26 protein-coding genes are annotated in these 24,706 nt (G+C 72.8%); 13 read left to right on the top strand and 13 right to left on the bottom strand.

Going from position 1 to position 24,706, the window contains the following annotated elements; genetic code table 11:
- Positions 1-44 precede the first annotated feature (44 nt).
- Together ACGFIE_RS19975 and ACGFIE_RS19970 are read right to left on the bottom strand one after the other, a co-directional pair.
- Positions 45-1,079, bottom strand: coding sequence for a helix-turn-helix domain-containing protein (locus tag ACGFIE_RS19975; RefSeq protein WP_393296571.1), 1,035 nt, complete (start codon positions 1,077-1,079; stop codon positions 45-47).
- Positions 1,080-1,092: 13 nt separating this feature from the next.
- The gene (locus ACGFIE_RS19970) at positions 1,093-1,854 is read right to left on the bottom strand and encodes a TetR/AcrR family transcriptional regulator (protein ID WP_393296569.1); all 762 of its coding nucleotides are present in this window, start codon (positions 1,852-1,854) and stop codon (positions 1,093-1,095) included.
- Between the two features lie 82 nt (positions 1,855-1,936).
- Between ACGFIE_RS19970 and ACGFIE_RS19965 the strand changes: the two genes are divergently transcribed.
- Positions 1,937-3,535: an MFS transporter gene (locus ACGFIE_RS19965; RefSeq protein WP_393296567.1), complete on the top strand. Its 1,599-nt coding sequence runs from the start codon at positions 1,937-1,939 to the stop codon at positions 3,533-3,535.
- Here ACGFIE_RS19965 and ACGFIE_RS19960 read toward each other — a convergent pair.
- The 4 genes from ACGFIE_RS19960 to ACGFIE_RS19945 all read right to left on the bottom strand — a co-directional run bounded on the left by ACGFIE_RS19960 (position 3,525) and on the right by ACGFIE_RS19945 (position 6,966).
- On the bottom strand, positions 3,525-4,028 hold the full coding sequence (locus ACGFIE_RS19960) for a hypothetical protein (protein ID WP_393296565.1): 504 nt from the start codon (positions 4,026-4,028) through the stop codon (positions 3,525-3,527). The two genes, ACGFIE_RS19965 and ACGFIE_RS19960, sit on opposite strands and share 11 nt — an antisense overlap.
- 67 nt (positions 4,029-4,095) lie before the next feature.
- The gene (locus tag ACGFIE_RS19955) at positions 4,096-5,727 is read right to left on the bottom strand and encodes a RecQ family ATP-dependent DNA helicase (protein WP_393296980.1); all 1,632 of its coding nucleotides are present in this window, start codon (positions 5,725-5,727) and stop codon (positions 4,096-4,098) included.
- A 74-nt stretch (positions 5,728-5,801) separates the two neighbouring features.
- The gene (locus ACGFIE_RS19950; RefSeq protein WP_393296563.1) at positions 5,802-6,752 is read right to left on the bottom strand and encodes a TIGR03557 family F420-dependent LLM class oxidoreductase; all 951 of its coding nucleotides are present in this window, start codon (positions 6,750-6,752) and stop codon (positions 5,802-5,804) included.
- Between the two features lie 88 nt (positions 6,753-6,840).
- Positions 6,841-6,966 (bottom strand): hypothetical protein, encoded by a 126-nt coding sequence (locus ACGFIE_RS19945; RefSeq protein ID WP_255421242.1) that lies wholly within the window; start codon positions 6,964-6,966, stop codon positions 6,841-6,843.
- A 217-nt stretch (positions 6,967-7,183) separates the two neighbouring features.
- Between ACGFIE_RS19945 and ACGFIE_RS19940 the strand changes: the two genes are divergently transcribed.
- Positions 7,184-8,677, top strand: coding sequence for a glycoside hydrolase family 3 protein (locus ACGFIE_RS19940; protein WP_393296561.1), 1,494 nt, complete (start codon positions 7,184-7,186; stop codon positions 8,675-8,677).
- A gap of 17 nt (positions 8,678-8,694) precedes the next feature.
- Here ACGFIE_RS19940 and ACGFIE_RS19935 read toward each other — a convergent pair whose 3' ends face one another.
- A complete protein-coding gene (locus tag ACGFIE_RS19935; RefSeq protein WP_363687444.1) occupies positions 8,695-8,982 on the bottom strand; it encodes a GNAT family N-acetyltransferase in 288 nt (95 codons plus the stop codon).
- Entirely contained in the window at positions 8,979-10,205 is a 1,227-nt protein-coding gene (locus tag ACGFIE_RS19930; protein WP_393296559.1) for a cysteine desulfurase-like protein, read from the bottom strand. The genes ACGFIE_RS19935 and ACGFIE_RS19930 overlap by 4 nt, the downstream gene beginning before the upstream one ends.
- Positions 10,206-10,280: 75 nt before the next feature.
- Here ACGFIE_RS19930 and ACGFIE_RS19925 point away from each other — a divergent pair, with 75 nt between their 5' ends.
- From ACGFIE_RS19925 to ACGFIE_RS19895, 7 genes are all read left to right on the top strand, one after another.
- Entirely contained in the window at positions 10,281-10,646 is a 366-nt protein-coding gene (locus ACGFIE_RS19925; RefSeq protein WP_354860975.1) for a hypothetical protein, read from the top strand.
- Between the two features lie 58 nt (positions 10,647-10,704).
- Positions 10,705-11,526, top strand: coding sequence for a DUF1206 domain-containing protein (locus ACGFIE_RS19920; RefSeq protein WP_393296557.1), 822 nt, complete (start codon positions 10,705-10,707; stop codon positions 11,524-11,526).
- 84 nt (positions 11,527-11,610) lie between these two features.
- Positions 11,611-12,807, top strand: coding sequence for a mechanosensitive ion channel family protein (locus ACGFIE_RS19915; protein WP_393296555.1), 1,197 nt, complete (start codon positions 11,611-11,613; stop codon positions 12,805-12,807).
- A gap of 329 nt (positions 12,808-13,136) precedes the next feature.
- On the top strand, positions 13,137-13,571 hold the full coding sequence (locus tag ACGFIE_RS19910; RefSeq protein ID WP_363687438.1) for a phage holin family protein: 435 nt from the start codon (positions 13,137-13,139) through the stop codon (positions 13,569-13,571).
- Positions 13,568-13,930, top strand: coding sequence for a DUF3618 domain-containing protein (locus ACGFIE_RS19905; protein ID WP_007458125.1), 363 nt, complete (start codon positions 13,568-13,570; stop codon positions 13,928-13,930). Before ACGFIE_RS19910 ends, ACGFIE_RS19905 begins: the two co-directional genes overlap by 4 nt.
- Positions 13,927-14,199: a DUF4235 domain-containing protein gene (locus ACGFIE_RS19900; RefSeq protein WP_007458126.1), complete on the top strand. Its 273-nt coding sequence runs from the start codon at positions 13,927-13,929 to the stop codon at positions 14,197-14,199. Before ACGFIE_RS19905 ends, ACGFIE_RS19900 begins: the two co-directional genes overlap by 4 nt.
- Positions 14,200-14,487: 288 nt before the next feature.
- Positions 14,488-14,691: a cold-shock protein gene (locus ACGFIE_RS19895; protein WP_007458127.1), complete on the top strand. Its 204-nt coding sequence runs from the start codon at positions 14,488-14,490 to the stop codon at positions 14,689-14,691.
- Between the two features lie 103 nt (positions 14,692-14,794).
- Here the strand turns inward: ACGFIE_RS19895 and ACGFIE_RS19890 are convergent, their stop codons facing one another.
- Together ACGFIE_RS19890 and ACGFIE_RS19885 are read right to left on the bottom strand one after the other, a co-directional pair.
- Positions 14,795-14,989 carry a hypothetical protein gene (locus tag ACGFIE_RS19890; protein WP_393296552.1) on the bottom strand — a complete coding sequence of 65 codons (195 nt, stop codon included), beginning with the start codon at positions 14,987-14,989 and terminating at the stop codon, positions 14,795-14,797.
- 94 nt (positions 14,990-15,083) lie between these two features.
- Complete coding sequence (locus tag ACGFIE_RS19885; protein WP_393296550.1) at positions 15,084-16,067, bottom strand: aldo/keto reductase; 984 nt, start codon at positions 16,065-16,067, stop codon at positions 15,084-15,086.
- A gap of 82 nt (positions 16,068-16,149) precedes the next feature.
- Between ACGFIE_RS19885 and ACGFIE_RS19880 the strand changes: the two genes are divergently transcribed.
- Both ACGFIE_RS19880 and ACGFIE_RS19875 read left to right on the top strand, forming a co-directional pair.
- Positions 16,150-16,944 (top strand): trans-aconitate 2-methyltransferase, encoded by a 795-nt coding sequence (locus ACGFIE_RS19880; protein WP_393296548.1) that lies wholly within the window; start codon positions 16,150-16,152, stop codon positions 16,942-16,944.
- On the top strand, positions 16,941-17,963 hold the full coding sequence (locus ACGFIE_RS19875; RefSeq protein WP_393296546.1) for an adenosine deaminase: 1,023 nt from the start codon (positions 16,941-16,943) through the stop codon (positions 17,961-17,963). The genes ACGFIE_RS19880 and ACGFIE_RS19875 overlap by 4 nt, the downstream gene beginning before the upstream one ends.
- Positions 17,964-18,232: 269 nt before the next feature.
- Here the strand turns inward: ACGFIE_RS19875 and ACGFIE_RS19870 are convergent, their stop codons facing one another.
- Positions 18,233-19,645 (bottom strand): ATP-binding protein, encoded by a 1,413-nt coding sequence (locus ACGFIE_RS19870; protein ID WP_393296545.1) that lies wholly within the window; start codon positions 19,643-19,645, stop codon positions 18,233-18,235.
- 20 nt (positions 19,646-19,665) lie between these two features.
- Entirely contained in the window at positions 19,666-20,355 is a 690-nt protein-coding gene (locus tag ACGFIE_RS19865; RefSeq protein WP_007458139.1) for a response regulator transcription factor, read from the bottom strand.
- Positions 20,356-20,428: 73 nt separating this feature from the next.
- Here ACGFIE_RS19865 and ACGFIE_RS19860 point away from each other — a divergent pair, with 73 nt between their 5' ends.
- Positions 20,429-21,346, top strand: a complete 918-nt coding sequence (locus ACGFIE_RS19860) for an ADP-ribosylglycohydrolase family protein (RefSeq protein WP_393296543.1) — start codon at positions 20,429-20,431, stop codon at positions 21,344-21,346.
- A gap of 173 nt (positions 21,347-21,519) precedes the next feature.
- Here the strand turns inward: ACGFIE_RS19860 and ACGFIE_RS19855 are convergent, their stop codons facing one another.
- Positions 21,520-22,470, bottom strand: coding sequence for a DUF1775 domain-containing protein (locus tag ACGFIE_RS19855; RefSeq protein ID WP_393296541.1), 951 nt, complete (start codon positions 22,468-22,470; stop codon positions 21,520-21,522).
- Positions 22,471-22,647: 177 nt separating this feature from the next.
- Between ACGFIE_RS19855 and thrS the strand changes: the two genes are divergently transcribed.
- Entirely contained in the window at positions 22,648-24,657 is a 2,010-nt protein-coding gene (gene thrS / locus ACGFIE_RS19850; protein WP_393296539.1) for a threonine--tRNA ligase, read from the top strand.
- The last annotated feature ends 49 nt before the right edge of the window (positions 24,658-24,706 follow it).

The following is a 24,706-nucleotide window of genomic DNA, read 5'->3' as shown; positions in this document are numbered from 1 at the left end:
CGTCGAGCCCCGGTGCGGGGGCGCCGCCTCGGCCACGTCGATTGTCAGTCTGACCCGGACGAGTTGACTCTGGACGCCAGGTGGTTGACGGCCCGCGCCGCAAGCACGTCGCCGTCGCGGCACGCCTGCGGGCTCATCCCGTAAGCCGCCCGGAACGCCCGGCTGAAGTGGGCCTTGTCGCCGAACCCCCACCGCGCCGCGATGACCCGCACGGGCTGGGTCCGCAGCGTCGGGTCGGTCAGGTCGCGTCGGCACCGGGCGAGGCGAAGGTCCCGGATGTACGACGCCACAGTGGAGTTCTCGGCCTCGAAGAGGCGGTGCAGTGTCCGCAGCGAGATGTGGTGGGCGTCCGCGACGACCTGTGGGCCGAGCGTCGCGTCGCCCAGGTGACGGTGGACGTACGCCTGCACCTGGGTGAGCAGCGCTCGGCGGCGGACCTCGGTCGGCACGGCGTCCTCGGCGGCGAGTTGCCGGCCGAGCATGGTGGTGGCCAGGTCGAGCCCGACCGCGCCGAGCCGGCCGGCGTCGGCGGCGTGGTACTGCTCGGGGTGCCCGGTCACCCGGAGCAGGAACTGCGCCAGCAGCGCCCCGATGCCCTCGCTGCCGGACATCCGGCCTCCGTAGAGGGCGGCCACCCGCTGCGGTGGCAGCGGCAGCGCGGCGTGCGGGATCATCGTGATGATCGAGGTGGCCTGGTCCCGCTCCGGCTCGGTCGCGTGGTGGCGCACGTCGTGCGGCCGGGACGCGTCGTAGAAGGTGAACTCGCCGGTCAGGATCTCGCTGCGACGACCGTCCTGGCTGGACGCGCCGATGCCGCCGGTGGTGAGAGCGAGGATGTACAACTCCCGGTCGGACTGACGGACCAGCTTCCGGGTCCGGGTGACGTCCAGCGACGGGTACTCGTACTGCACCAGCTCGATCGGGCCGAGCCCGATGAAGTCGGCGCGGGCGGCGAAGTCGTCGCTGTGCCCGGAGTGGATCCGCACCGGCACCGAGGTACGCGCGATCAGGTCCAGCCACATGCCGAACCGTTCGCCCGGCGGCAGGACTGTGGTGTCGATGGTGTCTCTCGGCAGCATCGGGGCTCCTCGCTCAGTCCGACCGGCGTTTCATAAGCGCCTCGACGCCGTCGAGGATCCGGTCCAGGCCGAAGGTGAACTCATCGTCGGGGTCGTCGTCCTGGTTGAGCACGCCGGCGCTCAGCACGCGGTGCAGCGCGGGGAAGCGGGCCGGGTCGATGAGTCGGGCCACCAGCCGACCGTACGCCGGCATCATCTCGCCGGGCTCGACGCCTGCCGCCCGGCTGCCCTCGGCGATCTGCGACGTGAGAGTGGCCTCGTTGCGGACGTACCCAGTGATCAGCAGGAGCACCGACATCTTCTCGCCCTCGGCGAGCGCGGTGTCGTCGAGGCAGCGCAGCCCGTCCTCCATCCAGCCGAGCTGCTGTGGCGTGATCGGAGGGCCGGTGATCGGCACGTGCAGCAGCCAGGACCGTTGCCGCAGAACCTCGTGCTCGGCCCAGGCCCAGCGGGTGAGGCCGGTGCGCCAGTCGTCCTGCGGTGGAGGCGGCCCCGGGGAGGGGCCGTACCCGGCGTCCACCATGAGCATGAGCAGCTCGTCCTTCGAGCCGACGTACCGGTAGAGGGCCATGGTGGCGGCGCCCAACTCCTTGGCCACCCGGCTCATCGAGACGGCCGTCAGCCCGTCGGCGTCGGCCACGCGGACTGCCGCGTCCACGATGGCGGGCACGCTCATGCCCGGCCGGGGGCCCTTGGGTGGTCGTTCCCGCAGCCCCCACGCGCTCTCGATCGCCGGCGGGAGCACGGGCCCGCTGTCGTCTGTCTTCGCCGCCACTTTTCCTCCTTGCTTCGCCATCCTAGTTCTGCGTATGGTCTACGCATAACAGCGTACGTCATACGCAGAGGAGAACGTGATCATGACTTCCCCCACCACACAGGCACCCCGCGCGGGCCGGCGGGAGTGGATCGGGTTCGCGGTGCTGATGCTGCCGCTGCTCCTGGTCTCGATGGACGTGTCGGTGCTCTACTTCGCCGTCCCGTTCATCAGCGAGGAGCTGCGGCCCAGCGCCACCCAGCAGCTCTGGATCTTCGACATCTACGGCTTCGTGCTCGCCGGGCTGCTCATCACCATGGGCGCCCTCGGTGACCGGATCGGGCGGCGTCGGCTCCTGCTGCTGGGCGCCACCGCCTTCGGCGCCGCGTCCCTGATGGCCGCCTACGCCGACAGCGCCGCGACGCTCATCGCCGCCCGCGCCGTGCTCGGCGTCGGCGGGGCCACCCTGATGCCGTCCACGCTCGCCCTGGTGCGCAACATGTTCCACGACGCCAAGCAACGGGGCACCGCGATCGGCATCTGGACCGCCACGCTCACCGGCGGCATCGCCATCGGCCCGGTGCTCAGCGGCGTCCTCCTGGAGCACTTCTGGTGGGGCTCGATCTTCCTGATCAACATTCCGGCGATGCTGTTGCTGCTCCTGCTCGCCCCGGTCCTGGTGCCCGAGTTCCGTAACCCGGTGCGTGGGCGGTTCGACCTGGTCAGCGCGGCCCTGTCGCTCGGCGCGCTGCTGCCGGTGATCTACGGCATCAAGGAGATGGCCCGCGACGGTGTCAGCGCGGTGCGAGTGCTGGCAGTCGTCGCCGGTCTGCTCGTCGGGGCGCTCTTCCTGCACCGGCAGCGGACCCGGGCGTACCCGATGGTCGACCTGGCGCTGTTTCGCCGCCACGGCTTCGCCGGCTCGCTCGCGGTCAACCTGCTGGCGATGTTCGCCCTCGTCGGGTTCGCCATCTTCACCACCCAGCACCTGCAACTGGTGCTCGGCCTGAGCCCGCTTCGGGCGGCACTGTGGAGCCTCGTACCGTCCCTCGCCGTGGGCGGCGTCGCCCCGGCCGCCGCCGCGCTCGCCCAGCGCGTCGAGCGGGCGTACCTGATCGGCGCCGGCTTCGCGATCGCCGTGCTCGGCTTCGCGGTACTGACCCGGGTCACGCCCGAGACGCCGCTCTGGCTGCTGCTGCTCGGCGCCAGCGTGTACGCGGGCGGCCTGGTGATGGTGATGTCGCTCGTGACCGAGCTGGTCCTCGGTGCGGCGCCGCCGGAGCAGGCAGGTGTCGCCTCCGCGCTTACCGAGGCGAGCAGCGAGCTGGGCGGTGCGCTGGGGATGGCCATTCTGGGCAGCGTGGGCGCCGCGATCTACCGCCGCGAGATCCTCGACCAGCTGCCGGCCGGGCTGCCGGAGCAGGCCCGCGACGCGGCCGGGGAGACGCTGGGCGGCGCCCTGGCCGTGAGCCGGGGACTGCCGGCGGAGGTGGGTGACGCGGTGCTGCACGCCGCCCGGTTCGCCTTCACCGACGGGCTGCACCTCGCCGCGATCGCCGCCATGGTGGCGATGGCTCTGGGCGCGGTGACCGCGCTGGTGACGCTGCGCGGCGTCCGGCCGGCCGACCCGGCGGCGCTGGCCGCCGAGCCGACCGAACCCAGCGGTACGCCGCTGTCGGAAGCGTCGTCGGTCAGTCGTTGAGCACGTGCGCGAGCCGGTCGCGGAACCGCCGCTCGGAGTCGCTCACCGACTCGCCGCCGATGCCCAGCAGCCCGCCGCTGGACGCGGCGCCGACCACCTGCTCGGCGATCTTGACCAGCCAGTGCTTGTACGCGCCGGCCTCGCCCTCGTCGACGCGGGCGGCCAGCAACGCGTTCGCCTCGCCGGCGCGCACCAGCACGTCGTCGATCATCGCGCCCGGGTCGGCGGGCGCGATGACCGGCAGCTCCTCGCCGCTGTCCGGGTCGCCGACCCGGCTGACGATCTCGCCGGCCACGGCGGCGACCAGCGGGCTGGCCGACTCCCGGCCCGCGGCGATGGTCTCCAGCCCGGCCGCGTTCTCCGCCATGGTCCGGCGGGTGCCGTCGGACTCGGCGGCGCTCGCCGCGGTCAGCACCGACTGCGGCAGGCCGACCAGCAGCCCCCACTCCCCGTCGGAGAAACCGAAACCGGTGTACGCCGGCTGCTCGATCACGGCAATGCCCCTTCCGCCCTGCTCAGTGTGGTCAATCCACGGGCCCCGCACCGGTGCCCGGGTCAGGCTAGTCCAGGGTCAGCAGACCCTGCTCGGACACCACGCGCACCGACAACGTCTTGTACCCGACCTCATCGAAGAGGACCGTCATCTTGTCGTCCTCGTACGAGAGCACCAGGCCGTTGCCCCACTCCGCGTGGCGCACCTGGCTGTGCACCGGAAACGGCCCGACCGCGCCCTGGTCGGCCACGCTGGTGCCCCGGTGGCAGTTGTCGCAGTGCGCGCAGACCTCGGTCATCTGCTCGCCGAAGTAGGCCAGCAGGGTCTGCCCGCGACAGGCGGTGGTCTCGGCGAAGGCTCGCATCATGTCGGTGCGGGAGCGGGTCACCGTCTGCTGGCGTTCCGCCTCGGCCAGCGCCGCCGCCGCAGCGTCGGTAGGCGTGGGCGAGTAGCGGGGCGCCCCGATGCGCTGTCGGGCGCGCGGCTCGGCGGCGCCGACCTGCTCCAGCAGCGAGAGGTACTGGCCCAGCTTGCGCGGGCCGAGGCCGGTGGTCTCGCGCAGCTCGGTCTTGGTGGCCGGCTTGCGACGCAGCAGCGCGGCCAGGTCCCGCAGCTCGTCGGCGTCCGGCAGGCCGCCGCTGAAGAACCGTTGCAGGCCCACGTCCTCGGCCTGCCAGAGCAGCAGCACCCGGGCCGGCTGGCCGTCGCGGCCGGCCCGGCCGATCTCCTGGAAGTAGCTGTCCGGCGAGTCGGGCAGCGCCATGTGCACCACCCAGGCGATGTTCGGCTTGTCGATGCCCATGCCGAACGCCGAGGTGGCCACCATGATCGGCACCCGGTCGGCGAGGAACGCCTCGTGCAGTTCGTTGCGCGCGCCGGCCGCCATCCCACCGTGGTAGAACTGCGCCGGGAAGCCCGCGTCGGTCAACCGGGCGGCCAGCTCCTCGGCGGATCGGCGGGTCGGCACGTAGATGATCCCCGGCCGTCCTTCGTCGCGCAGCAACGCGATCAGCCGCCGCCACCGGTAGTCCTCGGTGGGGCAGTGCGCCACCTCCAGGAACAGGTTGGGCCGGTCCAGCCCGGAGACGACCACCTCGGGGTCGCGCAGCCGCAGGCGGGCGATGATGTCGTCGCGGACCGGCGGGGAGGCGGTGGCGGTCAGCGCGACCACCGGCGGCCGGCCGATGCCCTCGATGAGGTGACCCAGCGCCAGGTAGTCGGGCCGGAAGTCGTGCCCCCAGGCGGAGATGCAGTGCGCCTCGTCGATTGCCACCAGCGCCGGCTTCAGCGCGGCCACCTCGGCCATCCGGTCGGGGTTGCTCAACTGCTCCGGCGTGATGAACAGGAACTCCGCCCGGCCCGACTGAATCTCGGCGATCGCCTCGGCCTGCTGCACGGCCGACTCGTTCGAGCTGATTCGCACCGCCCGCAGCTCCGGACGCTGTCGCTCGTTGAGCGCCGCGATCTGGTCCTGCTGGAGAGCGAGCAGTGGGGAGATCACCACGGTCGGGCCGGGGATCAGGCTGGCCGGGATCTGGTAGATCGCCGACTTGCCGGCGCCGGTGGGCAGCACCACCAGGGCGTCACGTCGCTTCATCACCGCGCGCATGGCGGCGAGCTGGTTGGGCCGCAGCGCTTTCCAGCCGAAGAGGCTCCGCGCCGCACGGCGCAACGTCATCGAGTGCGTGGACAGTTTCATCGAGGGCCGGAGGTACCCGAGCCCACGAGCGCCGAAACGCATCCGGCGATCATGGGCTCGGGCTGATCCGGGACTCAGCGCAGGCGGGGGAGAACCTCGCGCTGGTAGAGGTCGAACAGGCCCTGGTAGTGCGGGCCGGTGTTGGCCACGTACACCTCGTCGAAGCCGGCCTTGGCGTACTTGTCGATCATCTCCAGATGCGCGTCGGCGCTGTTGCCGCAGACGAACGCGTCCCGCACCATCTCCGGCGTGACCAGCTCGGCGGCCTGCTCGAAGTGGCGCGGCGAGGGCAGCACCTGGGACAGCTCGCCCGGCACCCCGGCGTTGGGCCAGCGCTCGTACGCGATCCGCGCGCCCTCCTCCTCGCTCGCCGCGTACGCCGCCTTGAAGCCGGCCTGGCACGGCTTGTCGCCGCCGCCGTTCTCCCGGAAGCGCCGCACCAGGTCGCCGTCGGGCATGGTGCTCACGTAGCCGTCGCCGATGCGGGCGGCCAGGTCGACGGCCTTCGGCCCGAAGCCGGAGACGTAGATCGACGGCGGGCTGTCGGGCAGCGTGTAGATCCGGGCGTTCTCCACGGTGTAGTGCTTGCCGCGGTGGTTGACGAACCCGCCGCCCCACAGCTCGCGCAGCACCTCGACGGCCTCCTCCAGCATCTCCAGCCGGACGTCGGCCTGCGGCCAGGCGTCGCCGAAGATGTGCTCGTTGAGCGCCTCGCCGGTGCCGACGCCGAGCACGAACCGCCCGCCGTGCAGCACCGCGCTGGTCGCCGCCGCCTGCGCGATCACAGCCGGGTGGATCCGCACGGTCGGGCAGGTCACCGCCGTGGTCACCGGCAACGAGCAGACCTGGCTGAGCGCGCCGATCATCGACCAGACGAACGGGCTCTGCCCCTGCGCGTCCACCCAGGGGTGGTAGTGGTCGGAGATCCACAGAGCCTCGAAGCCGGCGCGTTCGGCACCGCGCGCCTGCTCCACCAACTCGGCCGGCGTGAACTCCTCACTGGACAGAAAGTAACCAATCTTCATCGCTTCCCCTTCGGCGCGCGGACGTGCTGATGAGGAAGCCGTACCCCGGTCGCGGTCGGTCACACCCGGCTCGCCCGGCCGGAGGCGCTCAGCGCCTACCGAACATCGCCCGGATCGCGGCGAGCAGCAGCAGGGCGCCTACCACCAGGCCGAGCAGGCGTACGCCGGGGATGTCGGCCGGGCTCGTGGCATCGGCCAGCAGGGCGGGATCCATCCCCGCACTCTCCTCGGGAACGGTGCCACCGGGCAACTGTAAGGTTTATTGACTATTGAATCGCTCGGTGTGACCATGGCAGCACCGCCCGCCGGTGGCGGTGCGCCGAGGGCGTGCGAGAGATGGGGTACGGGGGCCGCATGAGCGAGCGCAACCAGCGGGTCGGCGGGTACGCGCCGACGTCCGCGACCGACGCCTACCGCTGCGAGGGGACGGCGTGACCGCGCCCGCCGGGCACCTCCCGGCGCTGGCCGCCGCCGTCCTGCAGCCCGGGTTCGTCGGCACCACGCCGCCGCCCTGGGTGTGCCGCTGGCTCGGCGAGGGGCTCGGCTCGGTGGTGCTCTTCGCCCGCAACGTCGTAGACAGCACCCAGGTGGCGGCGTTGACCGCGACGCTGCGCGCGGAGCGGCCGGACGTCATCGTGGCGATCGACGAGGAGGCCGGCGACGTCACCCGCATCGAGTCCGCCCGCGGCAGCTCCCGGCCGGGCAACTTCGCCCTCGGCGCGGTCGACGACCCGGCGCTGACCGAGGCGGTCGCCCACGACCTCGGCGTCGAGCTGGCGACGGCCGGGGTGACCCTCGACTACGCGCCGGACGCCGACGTCAACTCCAACCCGGCCAACCCGGTGATCGGCGTCCGGTCGTTCGGGGCCGACCCGGCGCTCGTCGCGCGGCACACCGCCGCCTGGATCCGCGGGTTGCAACGCGGCGGCGTGGCCGCCTGTGCCAAGCACTTCCCCGGGCACGGTGACACCCGCGTCGACTCCCACCACGACCTGCCCCGGATCACCGCCGACCGGGCCCGCCTGGACGCCTGCGAGCTGGCGCCGTTCCGCTCCGCCGTGGCGGCCGGCGTGCAGGCGGTGATGACCGGCCACCTCCTGGTGCCCGCGCTCGACGAGCGGCTGCCGGCCACGCTGAGTCAACGCATCCTGGGCGGGCTGCTCCGCGACGAGATGGGTTTCTCCGGCGTGGTGGTGACCGACGCGGTGGAGATGCGCGCGGTCGCCGACCGGTACGGCTTCGCCGGCGCCGCGGTGCGGGCGCTCGCCGCCGGGGCCGACGCGATCTGTGTCGGTGGTGAACGGGCCGACGAGGGGGCGGCCCGGGAGCTGCGCGACGCCATCGTGGCGGCCGTCATCGCCGGTGAGCTGCCCGAGGAACGCCTCGCCGAGGCAGCCAAGCGGGTCGGCCAGCTCGCCGCCTGGACGGTGGCCGCCCGCGCCGGCCGGTCGGGCGCCGCGCTCGGGCCCGCCGACGTCGGGCTGGTCGCCGCCCGCCGTGCCGTACGGGTCACCACCGGCCCGGCCGCACCCCGCACGCTGCCGCTGACCCGCGCCGCGTACGTGGTCGAGTTCGAGCCGCCGCGCAACATCGCCATCGGCGCGGAGACCCCGTGGGGTCTCGGCGAGCCGTTGGGCGAGCTGCTGCCCGGCACCACGACGGTCCGCCACGGCGAGCCGGACGTACCCGCCGATCCGGGTGCCGGGGCCGGGGACCGCCCTCTCGTCCTGGTGGTCCGTGACCTGCACCGGCACGAGTGGATGCGGGCGGCGGTCCGCTCGGCGCTCAGCGCTCGGCCCGACGCCGTCGTGGTCGAGCTGGGCGTGCCCGAGTTGGTCACCGGGTCGGTGCACCTGGCCACGCACGGCGCCACCCGGGCGAGTGGGCAGGCCGCCGCCGAGGTGCTCACCGGCCGGGCCGGCTGACCCTGGCCGGGCAGGTCCTACGGCTGCTCGGCGACCAGGTCGGCGTACTCGGGGTGCTTGTCGATGAACGCGGCCACGAACGGGCACTGCGGCACCACCCGGCCGCCGCGAGCGCGCACCTGATCCAGGGTGCCCCGGATCAACACGCTGCCGACCCCCTTGCCCTGGAAGCCGCGGTCCACCTCGGTGTGGGTGAAGACCAGCACCTCCCCCCGGGGCACGTACGCGGTGAAGCCGGCCAGCGCGTCGTCGACCAGGATCTCGAAGCGGTTCTTGGCGGGGTTGTCCTCGACGAGGGTGCTCACCGGACCATTGTCCCCGTCCGGTCGGCCACCGCGTCGAGTTCGGCCAGCAACCGGTCCACCTCGTCCGCCGTGTTGTAGTGGTAGATGCTGGCCCGCACCGCACCGCCGCTGTCGCGCAACCCCATCGTCTGGAAGTACTCGTAGGCGTAGTAGTCGCCTGACGACAGGCAGAACCCGGCGTCGCCCAGCGCCTGCTGGGTTGCCGCCGGCGACGTCCCGGCGACCCGGAAGGAGACCGTCGGGCAGCGCCGGGCCGGCGAGCCGTAGATGGTGACGGCCGGCCGCGCGGCGAGCCCGGCGAGCAGCCGATCCAGCAGCGCCTCCTCGTGCGCCTGCGCGGCGGCCAGGCCGGCCCGCAGCCGCGCCCGACGGTCACCTACCGCGTCCGGGTCCAGCCCGGCGAGGTGGTCCACCGCGGCGGTCACGCCGGCCAGCAGCGCGAAGCTGGGGGTGCCGTACTCGAAGCGGTCCGGGACCGCGTCGGAGGACGGCAGCAGCTTCGTCGGCCGCAGCTCCGCCCATCGGGCCGGGTCGGCCACCATCGCGGCCAGGTGCGGCCCGGACCACTTGTACGCGCTGGTGACCAGCACGTCGGCGCCGAGCGAGGCCAGGTCGGTCGGGCCGTGCGGCACCGAGTGCACCCCGTCGACGCAGACCAGCGCGCCGACCGCGTGCGCGGCCTTGGCGATCGCCGGCACGTCCGGCACGGTGCCGATGGCGTTGCTGCCGGCGGTCACCGCGACCAGCCGGGTCCGCTCACCGACCAGGTCGGCGTACTGGCCGGTTGGCAGCTCACCGGTGTGCCTGTCGAACTCGGCCCAGCGCACCGTCGCGCCGGCCGCCTCGGCGGCCTGCACCCACGGGCGCACGTTGGCGTCGTGGTCGAGCCGGGACACCACCACCTCGTCGCCCGGCCGCCAGTCCGCGCCGAGCGTACGGGCCAGGGTGTACGTCAGCGCGGTGGCGCTCGGGCCGAGCACCACGCCGTCCGGCTCGGCGCCGAGCAGGTCGGCGACCGCCTGGCGGGCCGCCGCCACCACCTCCAGCGAGCGGCGGCCCGGCGTGAACGCGGCGCTACGGTTGCCGACGGCCGCGCGCAGCACGTCGGTGACCGCGTCGATCACACCGGCCGCGGTCTGGGTCCCTCCGGCGCCGTCGAAGTGGACGAAGCCCTCGGTCAGGGCGGGGTAGGCGGCCCGGGTACGGGCGATGTCGAAGGCCATGCCGGGACCCTAGCCGGGGTGCCTTCGGCGCTCGCTCTCGCCTGGGCGTCGCGGACGTCTCGTACCCTTGGAAAGGTGACGAACCGACCCGCCACCATCCCCCTGCCCCCCGTTCGCCGCGCCGCCGGGCTGTTCGCCGGTCTGGCGCTCGGCCTCGCCGTGCTCGCCGGTTGCAGCTCCCAGGGCGCCTCCACCGACTGCGGGCTGGACGCCTGCACTGTCACCTTCGAGCGGGGTGTCGACGCGAGCGCCACCATCCTGGGCGTCGAGGCCAAGCTGGTGGGCGCCGAGGGCGACCAGGTGACCGTCGAGGTCGCCGGCGAGCAGCTCACCCTCACCACCGGCCAGCAGGCCACCGAGGCCGGCGGTTTCGCGGTCACGCTGGACAGCGTCACCGACCAGCAGGTCAAGATCCGCGTTTCCCGCAACCCGGGCAACTGACCTGGCGGGCGGCGGTGGCCGACGTTTGGGGATCTCCGAAATCGGAGATTGTGACGGCATGTCACTCACCCGTAGCGCCGAAGCCACCGCCTCCCGAGCGGCGGACAGCCGGTGGCTGGAACTCCTCGCCCGGGCCGGCTTCATCGGCTACGGCATCGTCCACCTGCTCTTCGCCTGGCTGGCCCTGCAGATCGCGTTCGGCACGTCGTCCGACGACGGAGACCAGTCCGGCGCGCTGCGGACGCTCGCCGCGCAGCCTCTCGGTAAGTTCCTGGTCATCGCCGTCGCTGTCGGTCTGCTCGCCATGGCGATCTGGCAGGGGCTGGAGGCGGCGGCCGGGCACCGCGCCGAGCGCGGCAAGGAGCGCGTCACCGAGCGGCTGGCCTCGGCCGGTCGGACCATCGTCTACCTCTACTTCGCGTGGACCGCGTTCAAGGTCTTCTCCGACGCCGGCTCCAACAGCGCCGACAACCAGGAGGCGCTGACCGGCAAGCTGATGACCTCCACCGGGGGCCGCTGGCTCGTCGGTCTGGCCGGGCTGGTGGTCGCCGCGATCGGTGTCGGCCTGGTGATCTACGGGCTGAAGAAGTCGTTCGAGAAGCACCTCAAGACCGGTGAGATGAGCCCGAAGACCCGCACGCTCGCCCGCCGACTCGGTATCGCCGGGTACGTCGCCAAGGGCGTCGCGTACGGCATCGCCGGCCTGCTGGTGATCGTCGCGGCGGTGAACTACGACCCGAAGAAGGCCCGTGGTCTGGACGCCGCGCTGCACACCCTGCGCGAGCAGTCGTACGGCACGTTCCTGCTGACCCTTGTCGCCCTGGGCATCGCGTGCTTCGGCGTCTACTGCTTCCTCCAGTCCCGGTACCGCAAGGTCTAACGCTGGTCGATATCGGGGAACGTCGGGCACTATTGGGCTTTTGCCCGAAGTACCGACCCCCGGTCGAAGGGAAGCGACCCACCCGTGCAGAGCTATCTGGAAACGGCCGTCGCCGCGCTCGCCGCGGCGGCGGTCGCCCTTTTCCTTGTCGAAATCGTCCACCGGCTCACCCGACGGTTCGGCCGCCGGTCGCTGCTGCTGACCGAGCTGACCGACCACGCGCACCGCCCGTTCCAGGTCGCCGCCACGGTCCTCGCGGTGCAGTTCGCCGTCCGCTTCAGCACCGGGTACGCCGTCGGTGTGAGCTGGCGGCGGCTACTGCTGCACCTGCTGGTGCTCTGCGTGATCGCCAGCGTGGCCTGGCTGGTGGCGGCGCTGCTGATCGTCGTGGAGGACACCGCGCTCGCCCGGTTCCGCGTCGACGTGCCCAACAACCGGCACGCCCGGCGGGTGCGTACCCAGGTGGTGATGCTGCGGCGGCTGACCGTCGCGGTGATCATCATCCTGACCGTCGGCGTGATGCTGATGACGTTCCCGAGCGTGCGCGGTATCGGCGCCGGCGTGCTGACCTCCGCCGGTGTGGTCGGTGTGGTCGCCGCGCTGGCCGCCCAGAGCCTGCTCGGCAACGTCTTCGCCGGGCTGCAACTCGCCTTCAGTGACGCCGTCCGCCTCGACGACGTGGTGGTCGTCGAGGGGGAGTGGGGTCGGATCGAGGAGCTGACCCTCAGCTACGTGGTGGTCCAGATCTGGGACGACCGCCGGCTGATCCTGCCCACCTCGTACTTCACCAGCACGCCCTTCCAGAACTGGACCCGGACCGAGGCGGCCGTGCTCGGCACCGCCGAGTTCGACGTCGACTGGGCCGTACCTGTGCAGACCATGCGGGAGGAGCTGCGCCGGCTCGTCGAGGGCACCGAGCTGTGGGACGGCCGGGTCTGCGTCCTGCAGATCACCGACGCCACCGGCGGGACGGTACGGGTGCGCGCGCTGGTCAGCGCCGCCGACGCGGGCAGCCTGTGGGACCTGCGCTGCCTCGTCCGCGAGCACCTGGTGGCCTGGATCCGGGACAACCGGCCCACCGCGATGCCCCGGATTCGGACCGAGCTGGGCGACGCCAACAGCAACCTGCCCTGGCAGTGGGTGCAGCCCCGGCGGCCGACCCGCCGTCCGGCCGCCACCGAGGCCCCTGACGACGCGCGCGTCTTCGGTGGCAGCGACGACGGCGACGCGCGCAGCGAAGCCTTCGTCGGCCCCGAGGAGACCGCCCCCTCCCGCGCCTGAGCCACCACCGCGGTCACCCGAGCGTGATCCCGCCCGCGTTCCAGGATCGAGTGGCCTCCGCCCGCCGGGGAGGCCACTCGATCCGTGTTCGGGGGCGATCTCTGTGCCCTGTCGGGCGCGGGCTCGTGATCGGCGGGGTGGGTGAGAGGTTTGGGCGGCCTTGGGTGGGGGATCTGCTGCCGGGCGTCTCTTCGGCGAGTGCGGGGTTCGGCCGCCGGGTGCGCGGCGCGGCGATCGGACAACAGGAACGGTCACCGACCAGTGGCGCTCTAGGATTGACGGGCGGCAACTCCGGGCATACAGCGCGGTGATGAGGAAAGGAGGACAGCATGGCTGACGTGGCAAATGCCCGCACATCCCGCAATGGGAGCGAGCCCTCCACCGCCGAGCTGGTGCAGCGGGCCACCGAACAGGTCTCCCGTCTGATACGAGACGAACTGACGCTGGCCCGGGCGGAGTTGACCCAGAAGGGCAAGCACGCCGGCATCGGGATCGGCCTGTTCGGCGGCGGCGGCGCGCTGGCGTTCTACGGCCTTGGCGCGCTTGTCGTCACGGCGATCCTGCTGCTCGACCTGGTGCTGCCCGCCTGGGCCGCCGCGTTGATCGTCGCGGTGGCGCTCTTCCTGGTGGCCGGCATTCTCGCGCTGGTGGGCAAGAAGCAGGTCAGCCGTGCCGTCCCGCCGATGCCGGCGGCAGCGGTCCGCAGCCTCCGGGCTGACGTGGACACCGTCGCCGCCGCGGTGAAGGACAGGGGTCGGGCATGACGGGCAACGGGACGGGCGACACCGAGGCGCTCCGGGAGGAGATCCGCCGCACCCGGGTCGAGCTGGGCGAGACGATGGAGGCGCTGGCCGCCAAGGCGGACGTCAAGGCCCGCCTGAAGGAGTCCGCCGAGCAGGCGCGGGAGCGGATGCGCGAGCAGGCGGCGCAGACCGTGGCCCGGGTCCGCGGGCAGGCCGCGCGCGGCGCCGGAATGGCACGCGCGCAGGCGTACGACAAGGGCGGCCTGGTCCGCGAGAAGAGCGAGCTGGTTCGACGCAACCCGGTGCCGTGGGCGGCGATCGCCGCCGGCGCGGTGGCCACCGTGGTCGTGCTGATGATCGTGCGGGGGAGGCGTAGGTGAGCAGGAGCATCGGCAAGGTGGCGTACCGGCCGGTCGGCGTGTTGTTGGGTATCGCCGCGGGCACCGTGGCCGGCGCGATCTTCCGGCAGGTCTGGAAGGTCACGGCGGGCGACGGCGAGGCGCCCAACGCCACCGACGAGGACCGCGGCTGGGGCGAGATCCTGGCCGCCGCGGCGTTGCAGGGGGCCATCTTCGCGGTGGTCCGCGCCGCCGTCGACCGGGGCGGAGCGGTGGGTGTCCGCCGGATGACCGGCCACTGGCCGGACTGACCGACGCATCGACTCAGGCCCCCTTCCCGCATCGACGGGAAGGGGGCCTTTCGCACGGCTCGGCACGCCGCCCGACGATCTCAGACATCCGTCAGGTCACATGTCGGAGAAATTCGTGGGAGAGGTCGTGACAGACTTTTCGGGTCCGTGATTTGCTGTTCCACGCTGCTGCGAGATGGCGTGGGTTGAGAGAAGTTCCCTTCGTGGGGGCCGCCTCAGGCGCCGCTGCTCGAAACGGCCAATCGGCCGTACGGCGTGCACGGCCACCAGTTTTAGAAGGAGATACACATGGCGCAGGGAACCGTGAAGTGGTTCAACGCTGACAAGGGCTTCGGCTTCATCACCGTCGACGGCGGGGGTGCTGACGTGTTCGTCCACTTCTCGGCCATCCAGACGAGCGGCTACCGCTCGCTGGAGGAGAACCAGCGGGTGGAGTTCGAGATCGCTCAGGGTCAGAAGGGCCCGCAGGCCGAGCAGGTCCGTCCGCTCTGATCAGAGTGGCTGACCCTCGTCGGTCAGAGGACGACCCGGCCAGGGGTCGTTGTAGTAAAGCCCCGTATCCCTTCCGGGATGCGGGGCTTCCCACTGTCGCCCGTCAGAGTCGGCGGCGCGAGCGCAGGCCGAGCCAGAGCACGACCACGCCGACCAGGGCCACGATCGGGCCGATCACCGCCCAGACCCGCTCGTCGGTCATCGCGCTGCCGCTGACGTAGCCGAGCCCCTGCACCGTCCACACCGCACCGATCACCACGGCCAGCAAGCCGAGGGTGAGCGTCAGCCAACCTCTCACCGCGTGCCCTCCTTCCCGGATCCGGCGGCACACCGCCCCCGGGTGCCAGCATCGCCGTTGTGGCGGCGCGACGCGAGCACCCGGGGTGGGCGGCTCACCACCGGTCGTGCACCTGCGGGCGGATCAGCTCGTCGTAGACCTCGCGTACACCCGTCTGTTGCGCGGCCGTGAGCGGCGGCAGGTCGGCCGCGGCGGCGTTGCGCCGGGCCTGCTCGGCGTCGCGGGCGCCGGGGATGACGACTGTGACACCGGCCTGGTCCAGCACCCACCGCAGCGCGAACTGCGCCATCGTACGGTCGGAGTCGACAAGGGGGGCGAGGCGGCGGACGGCCGCGAGGCCCTGCGTGTAGTCGACGCCGGAGAACGTCTCGCCCACGTCGAACGCCTCGCCGTGCCGGTTGTAGTTGCGGTGGTCGTCGGCGGGGAACTCGGTGTGCTCGTCGTAGCGGCCGGAGAGCAGGCCGCTGGCCAGGGGCACCCGGGCGATGATGCCGACGCCGGCCTGCGCGGCCGCCGGCAGCACCTGCTCCAGCGGCTTGTGCCGGACGGCGTTGAGGATGATCTGGACACTTGACACACCGGGCCGGGCGATGGCGGTGAGCGCCTGGTCGCAGGTCTCCACGCTGACCCCGTACCCCGCGATGGCCTTCTCGGCGACGAGGGTGTCCAGGGCGTCGAACACCGCGTCGTCGGCGAAGACGGCGCTCGGCGGGCAGTGCAGCTGGACCAGGTCCAGGGTGTCCATCCCGAGGTTGGCCCGGGACCGGTCGGTCCACTCTCGGAAGTGGGCCAGGGTGTACGCCTCCGGGCGCTGCTCGACGCGCCGGCCCATCTTGGTGGCGACGGTCAGGCCGGCGTCCGGCCGGGAGCGCAGGAAGCGGCCGATCAGTTGCTCGCTGCGGCCGTCGCCGTACACGTCGGCGGTGTCCAGAAAGGTGACTCCGGCGTCCACCGCGGCGGTGAGCACCGCCATGGCGTCGGCCTCGCTGACCGTGCCCCAGTCGGCGCCGAGCTGCCAGGCGCCCAGGCCGACCACTCCGACGGTCCGGCCGAGCCGGTTGAAGCTGCGCTGTTCCATGCCCCGAGCCTAGTGATCGGGTTGCCGGCCTGCCACGCGAGCCGTACGGTAAACAAGACGGACGTACGGTTTGGAGGCGACGATGTGGGATCCGACGACGTACCTGCGCTACGGCGACGAGCGCTCCCGACCGTTTCACGACCTGGTGGCCCGGGTCCCCGCCGACCGGCCCCGCACGGTGGTGGACCTCGGCTGCGGCCCCGGCCAGCTCACCGCCACCCTCGCCGAGCGCTGGCCGGCCGCCCGGGTCCTCGGCCTCGACTCCGCGCCGGAGATGATCCACCGGGCGCGCGACCTGCCGACCCCCGTCGAGTTCGCCGTCGCCGACCTGCGCGAGTGGCGGCCGACCGGCGACGAGGACGTGGTGGTCACCAACGCGGCGCTGCAGTGGGTGCCCGGCCACCAGGAGCTGCTGCGGCGCTGGGCCGCCGAGCTGCCCGCCGGCGCCTGGCTCGCCATGCAGGTCCCCGGCAACTTCGACGCCCCGTCGCACCGGGCGCTGCGCGAGGTCGCCGGCCGCCCGGCCTGGCGTGCTCGGCTCGCTCCGCTGCTGCGCGCCGACCCGGTCGACGACCCGGCCGACTACGCGGAGCTGCTGACCGGCGCCGGCTGCGCGGTGGACGCCTGGGAGACTACCTACGTGCACCTGCTGCCGGCCGAACCCGCCGCCGACCACCCGGTGCTGGCCTGGATGGAGGGCACCGCGCTGCGCCCCGTCCGGGCCGCCCTGGACGCCGCCGGCTGGTCGGCCTTCCGGGCCGAGCTGGGCGTACGGCTCGCCGCCGCGTACCCGGTGCGGCACGGTCAGGTGCCCTTCCCGTTCCGCCGCGTCTTCGTCGTCGCCCGCACCGGCGCCCATGCCCAGGAGAACCCGTGACCGATCTTTCCACCTTCATCGCCGGCCTGCCCAAGGTGGAGCTGCACGTGCACCACGTCGGCTCCGCCTCGCCCCGGATCGTCGCCGAGCTGGCCGCCCGGCACGAGGGTCGCTCGCCGGTGCCCGCCGACCCGGCGGCCCTCGCCGACTACTTCGAGTTCCGCGACTTCGCGCACTTCATCGAGGTCTACCTGAGCGTCGTCGACCTCATCCGCGACCCGGAGGACGTCTGGCTCCTCACCCACGAGGTGGCCCGGGAACTGGCCCGCCAACAGGTCCGGTACGCGGAGCTGACCATCACCCCGTACTCGCACGTGCGGCGGGGCATCCCCGCACCGGCGTTCTGTGAGGCGATCGAGGACGCCCGCAAGCGCGCCGCCGCCGACTTCGGCCTCGACCTGCGCTGGTGCTTCGACATCCCCGGCGAGGCCGGCCTGCCGGCGGCCGAGGAGACGCTGCGCATCGCGCTCGACGAGCGCCCCGACGGCCTGATCAGCTTCGGTCTCGGCGGCCCGGAGATCGGCGTACCCCGGCCGCAGTTCAAGCCCTTCTTCGACCAGGCCCGCGCGGCCGGGCTGCGCTCGGTGCCGCACGCCGGGGAGACCACCGGCCCGCAGACGATCTGGGACGCGCTCAACGAGCTGAGCGCCGAGCGGATCGGCCACGGCATCTCCGCCGCACAGGACCCGGAGCTGCTCACGTACCTCGCCGAGCGGCAGATCGGGATGGAGATCTGCCCGACGTCGAACGTCCGCACCCGGGCCGTGGCCAGCCTCGACGAGCACCCGCTGCCCCGGCTGGTGGAGGCCGGGCTGCTCGTCACCATCAACTCCGACGATCCGCCGATGTTCGGCACCACCCTCAACGACGAGTACGCGGTGGCGGCCCGGCTGCTCGGGGCGGGCCCGCAGGAGCTGGCCGCGCTGGCCCGCAACGCGGTCACCGCGTCCTTCCTCGACCCGGCCGGCAAGCAGCGGATCGCCGCCGAGATCGACGCGTACCTCGCCACCGCCGGTTGACACCGGTCGGGCGGGTCGGGTGAAGGGGCGCGCGGCGGGAGCGTTGGTGTGGGGGGACCTGAGACTCCCGCCGCGCGCGTGGCTCCACCGGCCGGTGGGTGCGCGGTGCGCTGGCCGGTGGAACTGGTGGGTTCGTGCTCTGATCCTGTCAGCCCGCGAGCGCCTGACCGCCGTCGTTAACCGCGATCTAAGGAAGACTTGCGCCGCCGCACAGCCCCGGTCCGCTCAGCCGATCGGAGCGCCTCGTCGGCCGATCGGTGGGGGAGGGCTCAGTCGTCGGTGGGGCGCTGGCGGGGCCAGCGACGGCCGCTCGTCTTCTGGTCCCGGGCGTCGCGTGCCATCCGACCGACGAGGCCGAACCGGCTGACCTGCCGGGGCGTCGCCTCCGGGTCGGCGAGCAGCATCACCACGCTGGCGCCGCCCAACCGGGCCCGGTCGATGCTTACCGAGCCGTTGGCCTGCAACGCCACCCGCTTGGCGATGTCCAGGCCGAGGCCTGTCGAGCCCTGGTCGCTGGTGCCCCGCCGCAGCGCCCGGTCCGGGTTGGCGATGCCCGGGCCCGCGTCGTCGATCCGGATCCCCACGTACCCGTCGCGGCGGGACACGGCCACCTCGAACGCCGTGCCCTGCGGGGTGTAGCGGAAGACGTTGCCGATCACCGCGTCCAGCGCGGCGGCCAACTCGGCGCGCGGCACCGGCGCGGGGATGCGCAGCTGCGCGCCGCTGACCCGGTGCGGTCGGTTCTGGTCACCGGCGAGCGCCGCCCAGAACACCATCCGGTCCCGGACGACCTCGCTGACGTCGCACATCGCCGGGCCGGCCTCGTGGGCCACCGCCTTGCGGGTCGTCTTGATCAGCACGTCGATCTCGCCTTCGAGGGTGACGATCGCCTGCCGGATCCGCCGGATGCCCCGCAGCCGGTCCAGCTCCGCCGGGCTGAACGAGCCCACGCTCGTGTCGTCGGACTCCAGCGCCTCCGCGTCCAGCCGGAGCACTGTCAACGGCGTCCGCAGCCGGTGTGACAGGTCGGCCACCAGCTCCCGCTCGTCGGTGCGCGCCGCGTCCAGCCGGTCGGCCATCCGGTTGAAGGCGTACCCGGCCTCGGCCAGCTCACGAGGGCCCGTCGGGTCCACGCGTACGCCCAGGTCGCCGTCGCCGATCGACAGGGCCGCCTGGACCAGACCGCGGGTGGCCTCCACCGCGCGGGCGGCCACCCGGTCGACCACCAGCACCGCCGCGCCGGCCATCGCCGCGCCCACCCCGAACAGCAGCAGCCAGGTGCCGCCGGCGCCCTCGCCCAACGTCGAGTCCGCCACGAACACCTCGACCACTGCCGTCCGGTCGCCGAGGACCACCGGGTCGAGCCGGACCACCCCGCCGTCGACGTCGGTGACCAGGGAGCGCCGCTCGGCGCGGGCCCGATCCAGGTCGCTGCCGCTGGCGCGGCCGGCGGACTCGTCCAACCCCAGGCCGTGCACCACCGGCCGGGACGACGTGCCGTCACCACTGGCCACGACGGCGCGTTCCACCACCGTCGGGTCCGTGCTCACCGCCAGCGCACCGGTCACCAGGGCGCTGCGTCGGGCCGCGTCGGCGATCGCCTCCTCCCGCGTCTGCCCCCGCAGGCTCAACCCGAGCGGGATCAGGAACGCGAGCGCGACGAGACTGCACATGCCGGCCATGAGCAGGGCCAGCGCCGTCCTCAGTCCGGTGCCACCAGCCGGAACCCGACCCCCCGCACGGTGCGCAGGTAGCGCGGCTTCGCCGCGGACTCGCCCATCTTTCGGCGGAGCCAGTACAGGTGTACGTCGATGGTCTGATCCTCGCCGACCGATGGCTGCCGCCATACCTCCTCCAAGAGTTCCCGGCGGGACACTACCCGCCCGGGTCGTGCGGCGAGATACGCCAGCAGGTCGAATTCCTTACGGGTCAGCGCGAGCGGCTCCCCGTCGAGTTGGGCGCTGCGCTCACCGACGTCCACCCGCAATCCGCCGACCGTGTGCACCGCGGGCTGCACCGTCCGGCTGGCCCGCCCGGCCCGCCGCAGCACCGTGGTGATGCGAGCGTCCAGGTGCGCGCCCGTGAACGGCTTGACCATGTAGTCGTCGGCCCCGGCGCGCAGCAGCTTGACCACCGACTGCTCGTCGTCGCGGGCGGTGGCGATGATGATCGGCACGTCGGTGATGCCGCGCAGCATCCGCAGCGCGTCGGAACCGTCCAGATCGGGCAGGCCGAGGTCCAGCACCACCAGGTCGGGTGTCTCCGCGGCGACCCGGCGCAGCGCGTCCAGGGCGGTGCCCACGGCGTGCACGGCATGCCCCCGGTCAGCGAGGGACCGCAGCATCGCGCCGCGTACGACGTGATCGTCTTCGACCAGGAGCACGGAGGCCACGACAAGACCGTACTTGGCCTGGCAAGTTGATCGCGTTGCGACGTACCTGGGAACCGGGCAAGCTGGTACGACGATGTCCTTCACCCTGTTCGCCGACGCCCGACTGGCGCTCGCCCGGGACAGCCTCGCCGGCCTCTCCACAGGCGACGCGCTCGGCGCACGGTACTTCCTGCCGGGGCCGCCGGAGGAGCTGACCGACGCGATGCTGCCGCCCGCGCCCTGGGAGTGGACCGACGACACCGAGATGGCCTGCTCGGTCCTCGCCGAGCTGGCCCACTCCGGCGACGTCGACCGCGACCGGCTGGCCCTGGCCTTCGCCGAGCGGTGTGCTCCACGCCGGGGCTACGGGGCCGGCGCGATGGCGATCCTGCGGCTGATCCGCACCGGCACCCCGTGGCCGGTGGCCGCCGCGTCCGCCTTCGACGGCCAGGGCTCCTGCGGCAACGGCGCGGCGATGCGGGTGGGCCCGCTGGGCGCGTACTTCGCCGACTCCACCGCCCGCGCCGTCGCGCAGGCCCGCGCCTCGGCCGAGGTGACCCACGCGCATCCCGAGGGGATCGCCGGTGCGGTGGCGGTGGCCGTCGCCGCCGCGCTCGCCGCCCGGGCCCGCCTCGACGGGCACCGGCCAGCTCCGGGCCGTCTGCTCGCCGGGGTCGCCGCCGCGCTGGACCCGGGCAGCGAGGTGCACCGGAGCGTGAACCGGGCGGCGGGGCTGCTCGGCCGACCGGTGGACCGGGTGGTGGCGGAACTCGGCAACGGCTCCCGGGTGACCGCGCAGGACACCGTCGGATTCACCCTCTGGGTGGCCGCGACCCACCTCGACGACTATCCGACGGCGATCCGGAGGTGTGTCCGGGCGGGCGGTGACATGGACACCACGGCCGCCATCGTCGGTGCGATCGTGGCCGCGTACACGGGTGTCGGCACTCCGGGCGGGGTGCCCGAGGCGTGGCTGGCCGCCCGCGAGCCGCTACCCACCTGGCTCCCCTGACCATCCGGGCCCCTGGCCGCCCTGGCCGCCCTGGCCATGATCAACTCGGCTTCCTGCAAATCGGGGTGTCCAAGCGGCTGCGATGCCGCGGTTTGCAGGAACCCGAGTGGATCACCGCTAAATCGGGCTGTCCGGGCGGCCTGGATGCCGCGGTTTCCGGGAACCCGAGTGGATCACCGCGATGCTGCGGGAGCAGCGTGCTGGCGGTCGGCGGGCGCGGCGGTGTCGCCCGCGCGGCCGGTGATCTCGGCGAGGTTCGCGTCCTCGGCCGGGTCGCCGGTCACCTCGGCAGGCGCCGTGGCCTCGGCCGGGTGGCCGGTGATCTCGGCCAGGGCCGCGTCCTCGGCCGGGTCGCGTCGCCGCCACCGGCTGACCAGCCAGCCGATCGCCGCGCCGCCGCCCAGGCCGGCCAGCAGCCCGCCGGCGAGCATCGCGTCGGCGTTGCCGGACTCCTCGCCGGCGCCACCCGATCCGTTCACCGCTGCGTCGCCGCCGTCGACGTCCCGCGCGGCGGCCCCGGGATCGTTCGCCGCGCCGGCCGCCGGAGCGCCGTGCCCGCCGTGTCCGGCCGGTCCGGCCGCACCCGCTGCAGCGGGCAGCAGCGTCAGCACCGGGGCCCGGTGCGCGCCGCTGGCGTCCGCCCACCGGACGACAGTGCCGTCGGCGTACGTCTGGACGACCTCGAAGGTGAGCCGCTCCGCCTGCGGCAGCGGGCCCATGGACAGGGCCAGGCGGGCCGGGCCGGACGCGCCCGCGCCGACCCGAACCCAGGTCACCGCCGTGGTCACGGTGCTCACCCCGGAGGAGTGGATGCCGGCCACCGGCGTGTCCAGTGTGCGAGAGCTGATCGTGGGCGCCCAACCGTCGACCGACATCGGGTAGACCTCGGCCACCGGGGCGTCGGCAGGCAACCGGACCTCGATCCGGGTGGTGGTGGTGCCGGCCCGATCCTCGGGCACGCTGAACTCCAGCCGTACGGCGTCGCCCTGCCGTGCCTCGGTCGGGGTGGTCGTCACGTCCGCGGCGTGCGCCGCCGTACCGGGCCAGAGCAGCAGCCCCGCGGCGGTCAGCGCGGTCACCGCCGCGATCCGCCGCGGGCGGCCTCCGCCGTGCGTGCTCGCCATCTCGTGCCCCCATCCGTCTCGACGTGGCCGGCACCGGTTTCCGGCCACACCACGTAGTTCGGATCCGAGGCGCGAAAGGTTCAACGCGAGCCGTCTGAAGGGCGCCGACGGTGCGACCGATAGCATCGGCCAAGAGCCGAGGATCGGCACCGTTTCGTACCGCTTGGAGGAGTCACCGTGTCCGCACCCCGTACCCCCGCCGTGGCCGACCCCGTCGTCGTCGCCGCCGGGACGACGGCGGCCGACGCGGTGGCCGCGGCCGGACTGCCCGCGAACGGCCCCAAGGCGATCGTCGTGGTCCGCGACCCGCAGGGTCAGTTGCGCGACCTGGACTGGGCGCCGGCCGAGGAGACGGTCGTCGAGCCGGTCAGCCTGGACTCGCCGGACGGGCTCAACGTGCTGCGTCACTCCAGCGCGCACGTGCTCGCCCAGGCCGTGCAGGACGTCTTCCCCGAGGCCAAGCTGGGCATCGGCCCGCCCATCGAGAACGGCTTCTACTACGACTTCGACGTCGCCAAGCCGTTCCAGCCCGATGACCTCAGCAAGATCGAGAAGCGCATGCAGGAGATCGTCAAGAGCGGGCAGCGGTTCCGTCGCCGCCGCTTCGGCAGCCTGGACGAGGCGCGCGCCGAGCTGGCCGACGAGCCGTTCAAGCTGGAGCTGATCGAGGTCAAGGGCGAGGGCCTGGACACCGACGAGGTGATGGAGGTCGGCGGCGGCGAGCTGACCATCTACGACAACCTCGACGCCAAGGAGGACAAGGTCTGCTGGTCGGACCTCTGCCGCGGCCCGCACCTGCCGACCACCCGACTGATCGGCGCGTTCAAGCTGATGCGCTCGGCCGCCGCGTACTGGCGCGGGTCGGAGAAGAACCCCCAACTGCAGCGGGTGTACGGCACCGCGTGGCCGACCCGCGACGAGCTCAAGGCGTACCTGAAGCTGTTGGAGGAGGCCGCCCGGCGCGACCACCGCAAGCTCGGCGCGGACCTGGACCTGTTCAGCTTCCCCGACGAGATCGGCTCGGGCCTCGCGGTCTTCCACCCCAAGGGCGGCATCATCCGCCGGGAGATGGAGCACTACTCGCGGCGTCGGCACGAGGAGGCGGGGTACGAGTTCGTCAACACCCCGCACATCACCAAGGCGCAGCTGTTCCAGACCTCCGGTCACCTGCCGTACTACGCGGACACCATGTTCCCGCCCATGCAGCTGGAGGGCGCGGACTACTACCTCAAGGCGATGAACTGCCCGATGCACAACCTGATCTTCAGGGCGCGCGGGCGGTCGTACCGGGAGCTGCCGCTGCGGATGTTCGAGTTCGGCACCGTCTACCGGTACGAGAAGTCCGGCGTCGTGCACGGCCTGACCCGGGTGCGCGGCCTGACCCAGGACGACTCGCACATCTACTGCACCCGCGAGCAGATGGCCGGCGAGCTGACCACGCTGCTCAGCTTCGTGCTGGACCTGCTGCGCGACTACGGCCTGGACGACTTCTACCTGGAGCTGTCGACCCGCGACGACTCGCCCAAGTTCATCGGCGCGGACGAGGACTGGGAGGAGGCGACCGAGGCGCTGCGGACCGCCGCCGAGACCTCCGGCCTGGACCTGGTGCCCGACCCGGGCGGCGCGGCGTTCTACGGGCCGAAGATCTCCGTGCAGGCGCGGGACGCGATCGGCCGGACGTGGCAGTTGTCCACCCTTCAGGTCGACTTCAACCAGCCGGAGCGGTTCGGTCTGGAGTACCAGGCAGCCGACGGCAGCCGGCAGCGGCCCGTGATGATCCACCGGGCGCTGTTCGGGTCGATCGAGCGGTTCTTCGGGGTGCTCACCGAGCACTACGCGGGGGCGTTCCCGGCCTGGCTGGCGCCGGTGCAGGTGGTCGGCATCCCGATCCGCGAGGACCACACCGACTACCTGCACGGCTTCGTCGCGGCGCTGCGCGCCGAGGGCATCCGGGCGCAGGTGGACGCGGGTGACGACCGGATGCAGAAGAAGATCCGTACCGCCCAGCAGCAGAAGATCCCGTTCATGGTGATCGCCGGCGACGACGACGTGGCCGCCGGCACGGTCTCCTTCCGCTACCGCGACGGCTCCCAGCGCAACGGCGTGCCGATCGCCGAGGCGGTCACCCACGTCCTCGACGTGGTGACCTCCCGCACGAACATCGGCCCGTCGGCCGCTGCGGAGTAGGCACGGCCGCGCGCCGTGCCTGATCGCGCTCGATCCAGGAAGTGGTGGC

The organism is Micromonospora sp. NPDC049275 (assembly GCF_043197115.1).
Classification (GTDB): domain Bacteria; phylum Actinomycetota; class Actinomycetes; order Mycobacteriales; family Micromonosporaceae; genus Micromonospora.
The sequence above is the reverse complement of the archived record's forward strand: the minus strand, read 5'-3'. Positions and strand labels throughout refer to the sequence as shown.